The organism is Exiguobacterium sp. SRB7LM (genome assembly GCF_015712685.1).
GTDB lineage: Bacteria > Bacillota > Bacilli > Exiguobacteriales > Exiguobacteriaceae > Exiguobacterium > Exiguobacterium profundum.
Genome location: NZ_VWVR01000006.1, coordinates 1,243,211 through 1,260,431 on the forward strand (window position 1 = coordinate 1,243,211; position 17,221 = coordinate 1,260,431).

Below are 17,221 nucleotides of genomic sequence, written 5' to 3' on the forward strand. Positions count from 1 at the left end.
AGCACCGACTCATCGAGTCGGTGCTTTTGCTTGTTGTAGCATCCATTCCATCGCTTGTTCGGTCGTCTCCCATTTATCCCAAAACGGGAGTTGGTGTCCGAACGGAAGCACCCAAAACTCGGCCTGCTCACCTAATTTCTCGGCGACTGCCGTCGCATGGCGCAATCGGACCTGCTCATCATCCGTACCGTGGATGATCAGCGTTGGAGCGTCCCATTCCTTATAGAGCGGAGAACGTTCCGTATATGCCGTTTCTGCCGATTCAGGGTCCCCGCCCGTCATGCGACGTAACATCTTCCGCATCGAGCGCTGCTCTTCATACGTCCACTGTAGATTCGTCACACCGGCCCATGAAGTGACAGTGGTGACCGGTCGTTCAGATGCGAGAGAGAGTGCCATCATCCCACCGCGCGAAAAACCGAGCGCATGAATCGGTCGTCCACTCGTTTGGACGCGATCATAGAGTGAGAGTACGTCTTCTAAATCCTCTCCACCGAAGTCTTCTTTTCCCGTACCTCCGTGATTGCCTCGATAAACCGGGGCCACCACATGAAAACCACGTGCCGCAAATTGCATGAGTCGCGGCAACCGGACGTCTCCGATTCGTGCCGTCCCCCCTCGTAAGTACATCAATACCTGTCCGTTCGACCGTTTCGGTTCAATCGAATAAGCGACGACCTCTTCCCCATCATTCGTCGTATACCACCCACGCGTCACCCGATAACCGGCATAAGGTGGCAAGACGTCGACCCGATCAAACCAAGTGTTGCTCATGGAGCACCCTCATCGTTTCCGGTAAGACACGGTCTTTCATCATAAAACTGTAACGTGGATTCCGTAGTAGGTTGTCCGGCAAGACATCAATCAAGACGGCCCCATCCGTCTCGTCGACTGCGGGATGATCTTCGAATCGTTCGATTTCCGCAAAATAAATGTTTTTGATGACGGTGTCGCCGCGGCCGAGCACACGATACTGCCCCATGTATCGTAATGTCTTGACGACGCCTCCGGTCTCTTCATATACTTCCCGGATGGCAGCGGCATCCTCATGTTCGCCCGGCTCGACTTTCCCACCTGGGAATTCGAGCCCTCGTTGCTTATGTTTCGTCAATACCCATTTGTCCTTATATCGGGCGACGACCCAGACGTGGAGCGGCGTGTCTGAGAACGGATAATGGGTGAAGCTTAACTCGACTTGATTATGATAGTAATCCTTGAATGTCTTCATAGTCCATCCCTTTCTTTCCCCTGTCTACTCTCACTTTACCTTGTCTGCACACAGTTTCAAACAAAAAAATCGGTCCGACACGCGGACCGATTCGTTTTCTTATTGATTCAAGCGTTTTTCAAGTTCTGCTTTTTGTTCTTCATACCCTGGTTTACCGAGTAATGCGAACATGTTCGCTTTGTATGCTTCAACGCCAGGTTGGTTGAACGGGTTCACCCCGAGGATGTATCCGCTCATTGCACATGCTTTCTCGAAGAAGTAGAACAAGTAACCGAGGTGGTAAGGTGTCATCTCTGGCAATTCGACGACAAGGTTCGGTACGTCGCCATCTGTATGTGCGAGGAGCGTCCCTTCTGTCGCCTTGTCGTTCACGAATTGGATTGTTTCGCCTGCGAGGAAGTTCAAACCATCCAAGTCTTGTGCGTCTTCTGGGACGTTCATTGTGTGACGGACTTCTTTCACACGGATGACTGTCTCGAACAAGTCGCGACGGCCTTCTTGAATGTATTGACCCATCGAGTGAAGATCAGTCGAGAAGTCAACAGCCGCAGGGAAGATCCCTTTGTTGTCTTTCCCTTCTGATTCTCCGTAAAGCTGTTTCCACCACTCTGACACGTAGTGTAGAGCTGGTTCGTAGTTGACGAGCATCTCAATCGATTTACCTTTCGCATAGAGAGCATTACGTACGACTGCATACTGATACGCTTCGTTCTCAGCCAATTCTGGCGAGCTGTAGGCGTTTTGTGCATCGCGTGCGCCTTCCATCAAAGCATCGATATCGATTCCTGCAGCGGCAATCGGAAGAAGTCCGACCGGTGTGAGGACAGAGAAACGTCCACCGACGTCATCTGGAATAACGAACGTCTCGTAACCTTCAGCGTCCGCGAGCGTCTTGAGGGCGCCACGGGCACGGTCTGTCGTCGCATAGATCCGCTCACGCGCTCCGTCTTGACCATACTTGTCTTCCATGAATTGCTTGAGGACACGGAATGCGATCGCAGGTTCTGTCGTCGTTCCTGATTTCGAGATGACGTTGATTGAGACGTCTTTCCCTTCAAGCACTTGAAGCAATTCTCTCATATACGTTGAAGAGATGTTATGGCCCGCATAGAATACTTGTGGCGCCTTGCGCTCTTCTTTTGACAATACGTTGAAGAACGAATGTTGAAGCATTTCGATCGCTGCACGGGCACCGAGGTAAGAACCTCCGATTCCGACGACGACGAGAACATCTGAATTCTCGCGAATTCGTTCCGCCGCAGCTTTGATTCGTGCGAACTCATCTTGATCGTATTCGGTCGGAAGGTCGACCCACCCAAGAAAATCACTTCCGGCACCGCTCCGCTCGTGAATCACCGAGTGAAGAGTTTTTACCGTTTCTTGCATTTGGTCGATTTCATGCTTCCCTACGAATGAGAGCGCGTTTGAATAATCGAAACGTACAGTTGACATGTCATTTCCTCCTTTAAATCGCTCGTAAAAGAGCCATACATGACCCATCATAAACGGAAAGTCTAGATTCGTTCAATCATTATTGCAAAATAGGCAAGAAATCGCCTTATTTACTTAGTTCGAGAATATGCGCAACATCTTCCCGTTCGAGCGTACGGAAACGACCAAATGCACCACGTTTCATCGCAGAATCAAGAATCGCATCGAATGTCGACTCATCGATATCGTAGTCACGAAGCGAGTTCGGTGCACCGAGTTGATCGAAGAACGCACGGATGGCCTCGATTGTACGCTTCCCTGTCTCTAAATCCGTTGCACCTGGCTCCACATCGAACACTTCCGTACCGAGTCGAGCAAAGCGAGCCGCGTTGTCTTCATCCAACACATGTTCCATCCAACGTGGGAAGAGGATCGCGAGGCCCCCAGCATGCGGGATGTCATGGACAGCAGATACGGCGTGTTCGATGTTGTGCGATGCCCAGTCACCGGCTGCACCCATTTGAAGTACACCGTTCAATGCCATCGTACCTGAGAATAAGATGATGGCACGGAGGTCTACGTTTTCTAAATCGTTGACGAGTTTCGGTGCCGATTCGACGACCGCTTTCAACACACCTTCTGTCATGCGTTCTTGTACCGGCGCATGGTTCGGGTGGAAGTATTGCTCGAAACAGTGGCTCATCATGTCGACGATGCCATAAATTGTCTGGTCTTTTGGAACCGACACGGTGTAACGTGGATCGAGGATCGAGAATGTCGGGAATACAAGTGGGTGACCCCAACCGAACTTCTCTTGAGTCTCCCAGTTCGTGATGACCGATCCCGAGTTCATCTCTGACCCTGTCGCAGCGAGTGTAAGGACTGTCCCGAATGGTACCGCCTCTGTCGGGATATGTTCACGAAGTACGATGTCCCACGCGTCCCCGTCATATGGAATCGCTGCTGAAATCAGTTTTGTGCAGTCGATGACGGAACCGCCACCGACAGCTAGCAAGGCATCAACGTCCTCTTCACGCGCAAATTTCACCGCACGACGTACAGTCTCAATCCGCGGGTTCGGTTCAACACCTGAGAAGTCTACGTATGAGATACCGGCTTTTTCAAGCTCGGCCACGACTTCATCGTACGTCCCGTTCTTTTTGATGCTTCCGCCACCATAGACGAGCATCACTTTCTTCGCGTCAAGCGCTTCTAGTTCTCCACCTAATTTTTCGACCTGATGTGTCCCAAAAATTAGTTTTGTCGGGTTTTTGTATTCAAAGTTGTGCATAAGTTAACCTCCTCATAGAAATATGTAACACCTACACTATATACCCTGTTTTCACGGAATGAAAAGTATCGTGCTTACTGATAGATACGGTCGATGATGTGATGCAAGATGACCGCTTCCTCCGCTTGCCGATAGTTCGGCTCTTCTCCACAGGCCTCAAGGAAGAGTCGGATTTGCCGCTCATACGGGTCGTGTTCAGTCAAATAAGCTGGCCGCTCATCAAACAATGCCCCAAATTTCTCCGTGTGAAGTGTGAGCGGGAACAGACTAGCTCCGGCTTTCGTGCCGCGACATTCCACTCGCATCGTATCTTTTTCCTCGATATTGGCCATGTAGCTGACGTCGAGTAATAAGGATGCTCCGTTTTCAAACGTGACCATCGCTCTCGCCGTATCCTCGACTGTGAGCGAACTCGCGTCCCATTCCCCCAGCAAGCCGACACCCGGACGATTCCCTAAATACTGACCGACATGACCGACGACCTCTCTCGGTTTCGGGTATCCCATCAAATGAAGCGCCAGGTCTAACATATGCACACCGATGTCGAGTAATGCACCCCCGCCTTGCAGTTCTTTATTCGTGAAGACACCCCATCCCGGAATTCCACGCCGTCGAAGCGCGAGCGCCGTCGCTGCATAGATGTCTCCGAGTTCACCCGCATCAATCATTCGCTTCAACAAAACCGTATCCTCACGATGTCGGTAATGGAATCCGTAATGCAATGTTTTTCCGGCTCGTTTTGCCGCTTCCAACATCTCGATCGCTTCATTCTCTGAAATTCCCGGTGGCTTCTCACAGAGAACGTGACATCCTGCTTCAAGCGCAAGCAGCACTTGCTCTTTATGTAAGGCGTTTGGTGTACATATACTGACCGCATCGAGATTTTCGCGTGAAAGCATCTCTTCGACCGTCTCATAAAGGTTCGGGATGCCGAACTGTCGTGCGACACGTTCCCCGTTTGCCCGTGTCCGGTTCATGACCGCTACCACATCCATGCCTGCTTTGACATAATTCGGGATATGGGCACTCGTCGCAATTCCTCCCGTTCCGATGATGCCAATCTTCATGCCATCCCCTCCTATTCGCTTTACAGTTTCGTCATTCAATCCGCCGATTCCTGTAAAATAAAAAAGGTGACCCGTTTAGAACGGGCCACCTTGGGACACTTACTTCTTGAAGTTTGTGTTTTTGATCCAGTCTTCAAGTTTGTCTTTGAGGACTGTGAATCCTGGAGCTTCTTCTTGCTTGAAGTTTGAAGATGCTTCGTTGCGGCGTGGCGCACGACGAGCTGGCTTCGCAGACTTCTCGCGTTTTGGAGCTTCTTGAGTCGCTTTCATTGAAAGCTTGATTTTTTTAGAAGCTTCGTCCACTTCAAGGATTTTCACTTCAACTTCTTGACCAACTTGAACGTAATCGTTTACGTCTTTTACGTAGTCGTGTGAGATTTCTGAAATGTGTACAAGACCTTGAGTCTCATCGTCGAGTGCTACGAAAGCACCGAAAGGTTGGATTCCTGTTACTTTACCTGTTAATACTTGATCTTTTTCGTATTTTGCCATTACAAACAACTCCTATGCTAAATTCATCAACTTACTATAACATACTTTTTTCGATAAAGTGTAGAATTTAGCAAAAAAGATTATTTTTGACGTGTTGGTATGTTTTAAAGTCGAAGTGCGGGGTAAATACAAATCAAGCAAGACTTCAAGTATTCCCCCCTGATTCCGCTAGGCGACTCGCCTAGCCTTTTTTTGTTCAAAATGTCGTAAACGGCTTCTGATGACGAATCGGATAGATCGTTTCTTCAGCCATGTCGTTCAAAATGACCGCATTTCGATAGACTGCCATCCCGAGATTCGTCGCAGCCGGACCATGTGAATGCTCTATATTCGTGTGCGTAAACAACTTTCCGCCTAGCGACTCGCTCATGATCACCTCATACGTGTCACGGACTGCCCATTCTCCCTCTACTTCCCATACAACCGGGAGCTGATCTATCCAAGATGGGATCACCGGGCGATACCCCGTCGCCACGACAACGAGATCGTACTCTCTTTCAATCACTTTTCCCGTATACCGTTGGGTCCCTTTCAAACGATGTGTTAACCAATCATAAGAAATCGATTCCACTTCGACCTGTGTCATCATATCAGCCTTCGTCGCTTCCGCTTCTGCCGTCCGATGATACAAGGTCTCATAGATCGAGGTCATCGTCTCAGGATTGACACCATGACGGAAACGCTCGAATGACCCGAGTAGCTCTTGCCGAGCGTCGTACGGTAGCTTATGAAAATAATCGACATAATCCACACTAAAAATTTCATCCCCAAGCTTGCCTGCTTCGAGTGACACAAATTGTTCGGAGCGTGTGATCCAGTCGACGCGTTGTTCATCCGTCGCTTCACGCAACAAGTCCAGAAATACTTCCGCCGCACTCTGTCCGCTCCCCACGACCGCGACACGATATCGGTCTTTGAGGACGTCCCGGTACGTCAAATAATCGCTCGTATGAATGACTTGTTCAAACCCGTCCGGCACGAATGGCGCCGCCCCGGTCCCTAGGACGAGATGTTTTGTATGAACTTGTGTCGATCGACCATCTGATTCGACGGTCACGAGGAAGCCCTCTTCTTCCACTACAACGTCAGACACATAATGATTGAAACGAATCGTCGACAGTTGATTTACAACCCATCGCAAGTAACGATTGTATTCCGTTCGAGGAATCTTATCTTGTTCTTGCGTGATAAATGTTTGGAGTCGACCCGTATCACTCAAATAGTTCAGAAAACTCGCCGAATGGGTCGGGTCCGCCAACGTGACGAGATCTTGTAAATAATGCGTTTGCATCGTCATCCCTTCAATCAACATGCCTTCATGCCACATCATCTCCGCGCGTTGCTCAAAGCAAATCCCATGCAGTTCAGTTTTTTCCGCAAGGGCCATGAGACCAAGATTATACGGACCACACCCGATTGCAACAAAGTCAAATCGTTTCATCATCTTCACCTCGCCCGTCTTTTCCCTTTCGTTATATCGCTAAAACGCCAAAGAACTCTCACGAATGAGAGTCCTTGGCTACTGTGACTTCAAATTGTTTCATGAAACGTTGAATCCGGAGAATCGCTTCTTGTAGTTGTTCGAGCGAAGTCGCATAACTCGCCCGGACGAATCCTTCCCCGCTCTCACCGAAGGCATTTCCAGGAACAACGGCGACACGTTCTTCGATGAGAAGACGTTCTGCAAATTCCTCACTCGTCAATCCAGTATGTCGAATCGAAGGAAAAGCATAAAATGCTCCACCTGGCACGTGCGTCGGTAATCCCGCCTCGTTCAGCGCTTGAATGAAATAGTTTCGACGTTGACGATAACTTTTCACCATGCTCGGCACGTGCTGCTCACGAGTCCGAAGTGCCTCGAGTCCACCGAATTGAACGAGCGTAGGTGCACACATCATGCCATATTGATGGACCTTCAACATCTCTCGCGTCACAACTTCGGGCGCGCATGTGAAGCCAAGACGCCATCCTGTCATTGCGAACGCTTTTGAGAAACCATTCACAACAATCGTCCGGTCTCGCATGTCGTGGAGCGTCGCGAAGCTGACGAATGGGTCGTCATAACAAAGTTCCGCATAAATCTCATCGCTGACGACCCAAAGGTCATACTTTGTCGCGAGTTCTGCGATTTGCGCGAGTTCGTCGCCATTCATCGTAGCGCCCGTTGGATTAGACGGGAAGCAGAGCAAGATCGCTTTCGTTCGTTCTGTGATGGCTTGCTCGACGTCATCTCGATCGAGTCGAAACCCTTTCTCTGGACGACACGCGACAGGCACGACGGTTCCACCTGCCAACTCGATGAGTGGACCATATGAAACGAATGCCGGTTCGACCACGATGACCTCGTCCCCTGGATTGAGAAGGGCACGGAATGCGATATCGAGCGCCTGCGATGCCCCTGTCGTGACAATCAATTCAGACGTCGGATCGTACTCGACTAAAAAGCGTTCTTTCATATAAGTTGCAATCTCTTCACGCAACTCGATGAGACCGGCGTTAGCACTATAGGCCGTATATCCTTCTTCGAGTGCGGCATAGCTCGCTTCTCGCACGTTCCACGGTGTGATGAAATCCGGTTCTCCCACCCCGAGAGAGACCACGTTATCCATCGTCTGTGCTAAGTCGAAGAAACGGCGAATGCCCGATGGCTTCATCGAGACGACTTGATTTGATAAAGACTTCATGGCGTGATGTTCAACCGCTTATCTTCAGTTTGTGGGGTGAACAAGATCCCGTCATGTTTGTACGTCTTCAATTTGAAGTGAGTTGTCGTCGACAAAACCGAATCAAGCGGCGAAAGCTTGTCTGAGACAAATGAGGCAACATCTTGAAGTGAGTTTGCCCGGATGACGACTTGAAGGTCATAAGCACCCGACATCAAATAAAGCGCTGTCACCTCTGGGAAGCGATAAATACGCTCGGCCACGTCGTCAAATCCGCGCCCTCGTTTCGGAGTCACTTTAACGTCAATGAAGGCAGTGACATCGTGGCGATTGATTTTTTGCCAATTGACCATGGCACGAAATCCAAGGAGAATCCCGTCTTGCTTGAACTTCTCGAGCATCGACTCAATCGTCTCTTCATCGAGTGCCAACAAGTCAGCCAACATCTTCGTCTCGAGATACCCCTTTTCTTCTAACAATTCTAACAACTCAAGTTCTTTTGATGAATACATACTTATTCTCCTTCCGTTCGACCAGGTAGCACGCCTGTGAACGTTCTCTCTGTCTGTCTCACGTATGAACGTCGTTCCTCCTGAACGATATGGAAATTCTTCATCTCCATGTCTGTCAGACCGTGCTTTTGACAAAAACAATCAAAATAACGACGTCTCGCTTCATCCTGTATTGCTGATAGGTTGTCGGTCCCGTTGAACGCGTACAGTACCGTCGCACGCGCCGGGTGTGACACGGTGAATGCATCCATTACCCTTAACAAGAAATCCCAATCCCAGTAGTTATAGACGTCTTCGTCGAATAGACCAATCGTGTCATGAATCGATTTGCGATACATCGTACCCGAAGGAATAAACGTCGAGTCCTGACGCATCCGCTCTCGATCGAACGCGTAAGCGAACGGTTCCCAGTCCGTCACAACACGACGGCCCCCTCTCCATTCGAAGCGGAACAGCTCAGCGTCCGAATAGACGAGGTCAGCCTGTTGAAGGTCGCGTAGCCCTGCCTCTAGATGTGTCGGCATGAGCAAATCGTCATCGTCTAGTAACAAGATGACATCGCCTCTCGCTTCGAGAACACCACGATTACGGGCACGAACATGATGGTTTTCACCCACTTCGATGACACGTGCATCCAATTGATTCAAAAAAGGCGCCAAAAGGTGTTGTTTTGGCGGCCCTTCATTATTCATGACCAAGACCTCAAACTGCTGAAACGTTTGGACCGTTAGACTTTCAAGCAGTTCCGTCAGTTCCGTCTCGCGTTTATAAGCCGGAATGACAATCGAGACAATCGGTTTCATCCGCGATATGCCGTCTCAACGAGTGGAAGAATTGCTTCCCAGCTCACACCGTTCTCCTTTGATACGGTCACAAAGTCACCATAAGCAAAGACACTCTCCACGCCTTCGATTTCAACTAACTTGGCGAGAAGCGGTTGATCTGTCGCTTCGCCCGCCTTCACACTTTGACTCTTGGCGCCAAACACGTTCTCTGGAAGTGTCACTTTCATCGCATTCGGATTCGGTGTTGGATCAATTCGTAACATTATTGGTTCCTCCTTATAGTTGGCAAGATGACGATACGAGGAGTCGCTGCGCCATCTCGAAAATCTCTGTTTCTGGTGGACACGCATCGAACGCTTCAAGAAGCGTTCGGCGAATCACTTCGGTCAATTGTTCGGGAGAATCGACATAGGTTAATGCCATCATGACTTCATTAAACTCAGGTCCGTATGAACCTGCCCCATAACCGAGTGGGTCCCATGTTAATAATAAGTCTTCTGTACGCACTTGTTAAACCCTTCTTTTCGCTGAAATTCCATGTCCTACTTCACCAATCTACCTTACTTTTTACTCGGATACCAGCCTTGACAAATGGATTCATATTTCTTGATTCATCAGAACACTATATCTAGTATGAAATGAATATGCAGGTATTTTGATAAGTAACGTCAAATACAATCCATTCCACCTCAAACAAACGGATGAAATGTTTCATCAAGAGTGATGAAATCGAATTCATCAATTTGTGAAAAAACAAGCAAAGACAATACATATTTTTTTTTCATCTCAGTTCTCTGTCTCAAATTGGGTCATGAAGCCCTTTTGGAGCAAAAGCAAAAAGGTGACGGGCACATTCCAGAATGTCAAGGATTGAAAAACTAAATATAGGTGTTTTATGATTAAAAAGATAAAAAAGTGTCAATATATAGTTAACGGGTATTTTGATCGTTAACACGATATTGTGACAGGTAAGGAAGTTCTTATTATCCTTTTATAACGTCTACACCATCTAAAGGAGTGATCTATTTTGACATCCCCTATCCACCACGAGACGATGCTACCAGCGGCTCCAACGCTTTCTGACGTCTCTTCTCTTATTCAATCTATCCAGACACGGTATCCTCACTTAAGCGTAGAGCGCTATGAAGAACGGGCGATTCGGGCGCTCGAGACAAAAACGCTAACACAAGATGTAGTATATGACTTATTGACGATGCATGCCCTCGATATGTTGAAAGCCGAAGAACCGGACTGGACGTTCGTGGCAACGGAAATGTACTTGAACCGCCTCTATCTTGAAGCGGCACGCAACCGCGGTTACGAAGCATCTATGCGTTATGGTAACTTCTATCAACTGGTCGAGACGTTAACATCAAAACGAATTTTCACGTCAGCGCTTCTCGATACGTATTCAAAAAAAGACATGGACCATCTCGAAACATTGATCGATCCATCCCGTGACCGTCTCTTCACATATATCGGACTCCGCACGTTGTCGGACCGCTATCTTGGGCGCGATCATGTGAAGAACCTTTATGAGCTTCCACAGGAGCGCTTCATGGTCATCGCGATGACGCTCATGCAAAAAGAAGATGAGACGACTCGATTGAAGCTCGTCGAAGAAGCTTATTGGGCTTTATCAAACCTTTATATGACGGTCGCGACACCAACGTTGTCAAACGCCGGGAAATCATATGGACAGCTCAGCTCTTGTTTCATTGATACAGTTGATGACTCCCTCCGTGGCATTTATGATTCGAACACCGATGTGGCGACGCTCTCAAAAGGTGGCGGTGGAATCGGTGTCTACCTCGGGAAAATCCGTTCACGTGGTAGTGACATCAAAGGATTCAAAGGCGTCTCAAGTGGTGCCCTTCCTTGGATGAAGCAATTGAACAACACGGCCGTCTCTGTCGACCAACTCGGTATGCGTCAAGGCTCAATTGCCGTCTATTTAGACATTTGGCATAAGGACATCTTCGAATTTCTAGACGCGAAATTGAACAACGGGGATGAGCGCCTCCGGACACACGACTTGTTCACAGGCGTTTGCTTACCGGACCTCTTCATGCGTACGGTCGAGGCACGCGGCGACTGGCACTTGTTCGATCCACACGAGATTCGTACCGTGATGGGATATAGCCTTGAAGACTATTTTGACGAATCAGAGAACGGTGGAAGCTTCACAGAGAAATATATGGAATGTGTCAACACGCCAGAACTATCTCGTGTGACAGTTCCAGCCATCGACCTTGTAAAACGTTACATGCGCTCACAACTTGAAACAGGTACACCATATATGTTCTTCCGAGACGCAGTGAACCGCGCAAACCCAAACAAACATGCCGGGATGATCTACAGTTCAAACCTCTGTTCTGAAATTGCGCAAAACATGTCGGCAACGACAATCGAAGAAGAATACACACAAGACGGAAAAATCGTCATCACAAAGACTCCTGGTGATTTCGTCGTCTGTAACTTGAGTTCAATCGCACTTGCTCGTGCCGTGAAAGCCGATGTGCTCGAACGACTCATCCCGATTCAAATGCGTATGCTCGATAACGTCATCGATTTGAATACGATCGAAGTTCCACAGGCGATGATCACGAACCAGAAGTATCGTGCAGTCGGTCTAGGAACGTTCGGTTGGCATCACTTGCTCGCACTCGAAGGAATCCGTTGGGAATCGGTCGATGCCGTTCAATATGCAGAGAAACTCTATGAAAAAATCGCGTATCTCACAATCCAAGCATCGATGGAACTCGCCAAAGAAAAAGGAGCATTCGGCGTCTTCGAAGGTTCAGAATGGCATACAGGCGAATACTTCAAGCGTCGGAACTATCGTTCACATGACGACCTCGATTGGGACGGTCTCGCGGCAGAAGTACATCAAAACGGCGTCCGTAACGCCTATATGATGGCCGTTGCACCAAACTCATCGACGGCGATTATCGCTGGTAGTACCGCATCGATTGACCCGGTCTACAAAAAGGTCTACTCAGAAGAGAAGAAAAACTATAAGATTCCAGTCACGGTTCCCGACTTGACGCCGGACACGAACTGGTTCTATAAATCAGCATTTGAAATTGATCAATTATGGAGCATCCGTCAAAACGCGGCTCGCCAGCGCCACATCGACCAAGCAATCAGCTTCAACTTATACGTGAAGAACGATGTAAAAGCGACAGAGCTTCTTGCGATGCACCTCGAGGCATGGTCTCTTGGCATGAAGTCGATTTACTACACTCGTTCGACGACCGTTGAAGTCGACGAATGTGAGTCGTGTGCTTCGTAAACCGTCGTCATAATCATTATGTACATTTTATAGAAAGGTGGTCCACCCTATGAACATCGCAATCATCTGTCATTCGATGAGTGGAAACACAGAAGAAGTGGCATCGCTCATCGAATCGACACATCATCGCCGTGGCGATACTGTCGTCCGCTATGATGCCGATCGCGTCGGATATCACGAAGCTCAATCGCTCGCTTCGTTCGACCTCGTCTATTTCGGCTCTTACACGTGGGCAGACGGAATCTTACCAGACGAAATGAAAGATACGTTCCGCCTCGTATTGAAGGAACTCCAAGTGCCGATTCGACAAGCTGCGGTATTCGGAACCGGTGACAAGATGTTTGTACATTTCTGTCGCGCTGTTGACGAGATGGCGTACCACCTTTCAAAATACGGAATCCCACTTGCCGGGGAACTGCTTAAAATCGAGCAGTCCCCACGTAACCAACCGTTCAACGTCCAACATTGGGCAGAGCGGATGGCTCACCATGTAGAAGAAGGAGTTATGCATCATGTCGATTCAGAAAATCAAATTATTGTCGCCCAAACATCCTAACCGGGCAACCGCCATCATTGGCGGGGAAACGAGTTCGATCGTCAATTGGAACGATATCGCGTATCCTCAGTTCTATACCATTTACAAACAGTTATTATCGAACTTTTGGATTCCTGATGAGATCTCAATGTCTAAGGATATGCAACAATGGCCGCAATTGACTGAACGTGAACAGGATGCATTCAAACGGATCATCGGACTGCTCTCGATTCTCGACTCGGTCCAGACACGATACATCCTCGAGTCTTCTATGTTCTCATCTGACTCGTCTGTACACGCCGTTCTCGCGGTCATCGCACAACAAGAGGTCGTGCACAATCAATCATACAGCTATGTCCTATCAAGTCTCGTGCCACTCGCTGAACAAAATCGAATCTTTGACATCGCCAAAGACGATGAAATGGTCATGAAGCGCAATCAATTCATCTTGGACTTATATGAAGCGTTCCGCGAGACTCCGAACGCCGAAAACTTTGCGAAATCGCTCGTTGCATCCGTCATTCTAGAAGGCATCAACTTCTATTCAGGATTCGCTTATTTCTACAATCTCGCCCGTCACCAAAAGATGGTCGGTACATCAACGATGATCAGTTATATCCAACGTGATGAGATGCAACATTCTTACTTCATCAGCCAGCTCTTACGTGCCGTGCTGACAGAAAATCCGAAGATTGATGAAAACGGAAAGTTCAGTCAGTTCGTATACGACACGATGGCAGAAGCGGTCGACCTCGAGATCGAGTGGTGTGAATACGTTCTCCGTGACCTCGATGGACTCGACGTCAGTGAAATGCGAGACTACGTCAAATACTTGGCGAACAAACGCCTCCGCGTCATCGGTCTGAATGACTTGTATGAAGGATTTGACGAAGATGTCATGCCTTGGATCCGTGCATACTCAGATGACTCGCTCAATGCGACAAAATCTGATTTCTTCGAACAAAAGTCACGTTCTTATGCGAAAGTGACAGACGCGAACGGATTTGATGATCTATAAAATTGAACCGAACCGATTAAATCGGTTCGGTTTTTTTGTACATCAAAAAAACCCAGACAGTCATGTCTGGGTTAATTCAAATCAATAATAAGTCTGAACATATTTGGCAATTCCTTCAGCCACACCTTCCGCCATTTGCTGACGAGACGTGTTACTTCGAAGGTAAGTCAAATCTGTTGGTGATGAGATAAATCCTAATTCGACGAGTGCAGATGGCATTGTGTTATACGTAATAACGTAATAATTAGCTGTTTTCACTCCTCGGTTCGACATTCCACTCATTTTACCTGCCAAGTTGCTTTGAATGTTTGAAGCAAGGACACGACTTCGAGCGCTGTGCGCAGACTGAGAAGAATAGAACGTTTCTACCCCTTTCGCAGATGATGAACCGGCTGCGTTGACGTGCATACTTACAAACAAATCACCACGTAACGACTTCGCTGCAGCAACTCGCTGATCTAGAGTCAAATAGACATCAGTTGAACGAGTGAGACGTACATTGTAATCATATTTTGAGCGAAGATAAGCTTCTACACGTTTCGTTACATCAAGTACAATCGTTTTCTCATAGAGAGATCCATTAACTGCTCCTGGGTCTTTCCCACCGTGTCCTGGATCAAGGACGATGACTGTTCCAGTCGATGTGCTCGGCTTAGATGTCATCACGAATGCTGAAGAAATGAAAGCATCTTGTCCATTGAACTTGATTTTATGGAAACCATTGATTGTCCCATAATGTGAAACAGCTGTTCCGTGATTGAGTTGACCAACCACATTCGAATCAAGACTCGCTTTCGAACGAACGTTCAATACATCACCTGGTGTGTTGATGTATACCGTACCTTTTGGTGCAGCTTCCGGCGCTGCCGGGGCTTTCCCTTTCGTCAACCACGAACTCGCTGTGTAGTAGACTTTCGAGCCGATATGAACAGTCGACCAACTCGAATTGTACGCTTTGTATGAAACAGCCGTGTATTTCGGAAGAACCATGAGGACTTCCGAACTCTGATGGGTTTTCCCAAACAAGTTTACTGTACGGTTTGCATACCCTTGCGTGAGTCCATCATCCGGTTTCGTTGTCGTCGGAGGCTCCGTTGGCGTTTTCGACGTAGAGATCCAAGCTGTCGGTGTGTAATAAGTTTCACTTCCGAGATATACAATCGACCAGCTCGAGTTGTATTTGCTCGAGAGGACAGCCGTGTTCACGGGGAGTACCTTCTTCACCGCCGAACGTTGATTCCGCTCAGCGAAGAGTTTCATCTCCCGGTTTGCATATCCGTCTTTTTTCTCTACACCACTGTCCAATGTGCCTGCTGTGATGCCCCAAGTCGGCGTATAATACGTCTCGTTCCCGATATAGACAATCGACCAACTTGAATTATATTTACTCGAGACGACAGCCGTATGTTTCGGAAGAACTTTCTGCACTTTCGAACGTTGGTTGCGTTCAGCGAACAACTTCAACTCACGGTTCGCGTAGCCGTTTGTCCGCTCCACATTCGATTCTGTCAGTTTCGGTGCGATGTAAGCTTTTGCAGCATAGTACGTCTTGCCATTTAGGTAGACTTTTGCCCAAGAAGAATTATGAACGGCATACTTCACTTCCGTCCCTTTCTTCAACGTAGCGACAATCTTCGCCGATCGATGAGACGTGACTCGTACGTTTAAGTTCGCAGTTGTCACACCAGTAGACGTTGCCGCCTGCGTCGTTAGCGAACTTGCAGTGGATGAAAGTTTCCGAATGTACTGGGCCGAGGCATAGTATGTACGATTGTTTACATACACTTTGTGCCAGGACTGATTATACGTTCCATACTTTACTTTCGTGCTTTTTGGTAATGTTTTCACTACCTTCCCACTCAGACTAGGGGATGTACGAATGTTCAAATTGACAGTCGTCTCTCCATCGTAAGTAGCAGCTTCAGCAGACGGAAGTTGCATACCAAACAAGAGGACCGTTAAGATGAGGGCAACTTTCAACAGTTTTATTTTCATCCAAAATATTCCTTTCTCATTGCGGCATTTCCTACTAACAACAATTTCATATTAGCATAATGCTTTTTTAAAAAAAGTAAATATTTGAAAAAAAGATGAATGTTTTTGATAAAAAGGTAAATGTTTTTATTTGACCGGTCGGATGATCAGAAACGTCTCCGCACCGTAACGTTCGATGGCGACAGTAAAGCCTTCTTTAATCGAAGGATTCTCTGTAACAATCAATCCATCTCGTTTCTGTTGAATTACAAATCCGTCCAATCCTTCAATCGCTGCAATGCGACAAAAACGCTCGATATGTTGTTCTCGTTCTATATATCGGTCGAATCGCTCAAACGATTTAACTGGGACTCCGCCCCAATAGCGACCTGGCTGATGTGATAAATAAGTACGCACCGATGTCTCCGTAATCGGATCCGGCGTATGATCAAATCGTCCGAAGTCCCGGACCGACTTCTCTTCGATGAGGGCAAAGAGTGAATCGAACAGATTGAGATGGTAAGACGCTCCAAGAGACAAAGCGGCACGCTGCAATTGCTCGATATGATGCTGTAGTGATTGACCTTTACGGTTCGGTTTTAACTTCTTATCGCCTTCATAAGCGTTCAAAATCCGCGCCACTTCCCCTGCCTCTTCAACAATTTGAAAATACAGCTTCTCTTTCGATTCTCCTCCCTCCGCCTCTGGTTGCTGCAATGCAATCGCATACTGGTTTGCCAGACACGTGGAGATCACTAGTACATCAAGTAACTCCTCTTTCAACTCATCCCGCGCCTCTCTCCTTAACGCGCCACCTACTTCTCCTACCTCTTCTAACAATCGTGCTAGCCCGGATAAAGGTCTCCAGTAACCACCTAAATGAAGAATCATCGTATCGATTTTCTGTTGAACTTCTCTCACGTTCATTCA

Annotated in this window: 17 protein-coding genes; 3 read left to right on the forward strand and 14 right to left on the reverse strand. The window is 47.9% G+C overall.

Features of this window, described 5'->3' with window-relative positions; translation table 11 throughout:
- Positions 1-9: 9 nt before the first annotated feature.
- From F3H97_RS07195 to F3H97_RS07250, 12 genes are all read right to left on the reverse strand, one after another.
- Entirely contained in the window at positions 10-774 is a 765-nt protein-coding gene (locus F3H97_RS07195; RefSeq protein ID WP_196430941.1) for an alpha/beta hydrolase family protein, read from the reverse strand.
- Positions 755-1,228: an RNA deprotection pyrophosphohydrolase gene (gene ytkD, locus F3H97_RS07200; RefSeq protein ID WP_159562573.1), complete on the reverse strand. Its 474-nt coding sequence runs from the start codon at positions 1,226-1,228 to the stop codon at positions 755-757. The genes F3H97_RS07195 and ytkD overlap by 20 nt, the downstream gene beginning before the upstream one ends.
- Before the next feature lie 99 nt (positions 1,229-1,327).
- A complete protein-coding gene (locus tag F3H97_RS07205) occupies positions 1,328-2,680 on the reverse strand; it encodes a glucose-6-phosphate isomerase (protein ID WP_074036426.1) in 1,353 nt (450 codons plus the stop codon).
- 106 nt (positions 2,681-2,786) lie between these two features.
- Positions 2,787-3,950: an iron-containing alcohol dehydrogenase gene (locus F3H97_RS07210; RefSeq protein WP_159562574.1), complete on the reverse strand. Its 1,164-nt coding sequence runs from the start codon at positions 3,948-3,950 to the stop codon at positions 2,787-2,789.
- A 74-nt stretch (positions 3,951-4,024) separates the two neighbouring features.
- Positions 4,025-5,017: a Gfo/Idh/MocA family protein gene (locus tag F3H97_RS07215; protein ID WP_196430942.1), complete on the reverse strand. Its 993-nt coding sequence runs from the start codon at positions 5,015-5,017 to the stop codon at positions 4,025-4,027.
- 99 nt (positions 5,018-5,116) lie between these two features.
- Positions 5,117-5,509 carry a S1 domain-containing post-transcriptional regulator GSP13 gene (gene yugI, locus F3H97_RS07220; RefSeq protein WP_074033496.1) on the reverse strand — a complete coding sequence of 131 codons (393 nt, stop codon included), beginning with the start codon at positions 5,507-5,509 and terminating at the stop codon, positions 5,117-5,119.
- A gap of 196 nt (positions 5,510-5,705) precedes the next feature.
- The gene (locus F3H97_RS07225; protein ID WP_196430943.1) at positions 5,706-6,950 is read right to left on the reverse strand and encodes a lysine N(6)-hydroxylase/L-ornithine N(5)-oxygenase family protein; all 1,245 of its coding nucleotides are present in this window, start codon (positions 6,948-6,950) and stop codon (positions 5,706-5,708) included.
- Between the two features lie 58 nt (positions 6,951-7,008).
- The gene (locus tag F3H97_RS07230) at positions 7,009-8,193 is read right to left on the reverse strand and encodes an aminotransferase (RefSeq protein ID WP_159562577.1); all 1,185 of its coding nucleotides are present in this window, start codon (positions 8,191-8,193) and stop codon (positions 7,009-7,011) included.
- Positions 8,190-8,684, reverse strand: coding sequence for an Lrp/AsnC family transcriptional regulator (locus tag F3H97_RS07235; RefSeq protein WP_012726802.1), 495 nt, complete (start codon positions 8,682-8,684; stop codon positions 8,190-8,192). Before F3H97_RS07235 ends, F3H97_RS07230 begins: the two co-directional genes overlap by 4 nt.
- A 2-nt stretch (positions 8,685-8,686) precedes the next feature.
- The gene (locus F3H97_RS07240; RefSeq protein WP_196430944.1) at positions 8,687-9,487 is read right to left on the reverse strand and encodes a glycosyltransferase family 2 protein; all 801 of its coding nucleotides are present in this window, start codon (positions 9,485-9,487) and stop codon (positions 8,687-8,689) included.
- The gene (locus F3H97_RS07245; RefSeq protein ID WP_074036416.1) at positions 9,484-9,732 is read right to left on the reverse strand and encodes a NifU N-terminal domain-containing protein; all 249 of its coding nucleotides are present in this window, start codon (positions 9,730-9,732) and stop codon (positions 9,484-9,486) included. Before F3H97_RS07245 ends, F3H97_RS07240 begins: the two co-directional genes overlap by 4 nt.
- 13 nt (positions 9,733-9,745) lie before the next feature.
- The gene (locus F3H97_RS07250; protein WP_196430945.1) at positions 9,746-9,976 is read right to left on the reverse strand and encodes a DUF1871 family protein; all 231 of its coding nucleotides are present in this window, start codon (positions 9,974-9,976) and stop codon (positions 9,746-9,748) included.
- Between the two features lie 547 nt (positions 9,977-10,523).
- Here F3H97_RS07250 and F3H97_RS07255 point away from each other — a divergent pair.
- From F3H97_RS07255 to F3H97_RS07265, 3 genes are read left to right on the forward strand one after another with little or no spacing between them, the layout of a single operon-like run.
- Positions 10,524-12,764: a ribonucleoside-diphosphate reductase subunit alpha gene (locus tag F3H97_RS07255; RefSeq protein ID WP_196431855.1), complete on the forward strand. Its 2,241-nt coding sequence runs from the start codon at positions 10,524-10,526 to the stop codon at positions 12,762-12,764.
- Positions 12,765-12,813: 49 nt separating this feature from the next.
- Complete coding sequence (locus F3H97_RS07260) at positions 12,814-13,320, forward strand: flavodoxin domain-containing protein (RefSeq protein WP_196430946.1); 507 nt, start codon at positions 12,814-12,816, stop codon at positions 13,318-13,320.
- Complete coding sequence (locus tag F3H97_RS07265; RefSeq protein ID WP_074036411.1) at positions 13,277-14,317, forward strand: ribonucleotide-diphosphate reductase subunit beta; 1,041 nt, start codon at positions 13,277-13,279, stop codon at positions 14,315-14,317. The genes F3H97_RS07260 and F3H97_RS07265 overlap by 44 nt, the downstream gene beginning before the upstream one ends.
- An 81-nt stretch (positions 14,318-14,398) precedes the next feature.
- On the opposite strand, the gene F3H97_RS07270 is transcribed toward F3H97_RS07265, so the two are convergent.
- Together F3H97_RS07270 and F3H97_RS07275 are read right to left on the reverse strand one after the other, a co-directional pair.
- Entirely contained in the window at positions 14,399-16,312 is a 1,914-nt protein-coding gene (locus tag F3H97_RS07270) for an N-acetylmuramoyl-L-alanine amidase family protein (protein WP_196430947.1), read from the reverse strand.
- A gap of 126 nt (positions 16,313-16,438) precedes the next feature.
- On the reverse strand, positions 16,439-17,218 hold the full coding sequence (locus F3H97_RS07275) for a nucleotide pyrophosphohydrolase (protein WP_196430948.1): 780 nt from the start codon (positions 17,216-17,218) through the stop codon (positions 16,439-16,441).
- Positions 17,219-17,221: the final 3 nt, after the last annotated feature.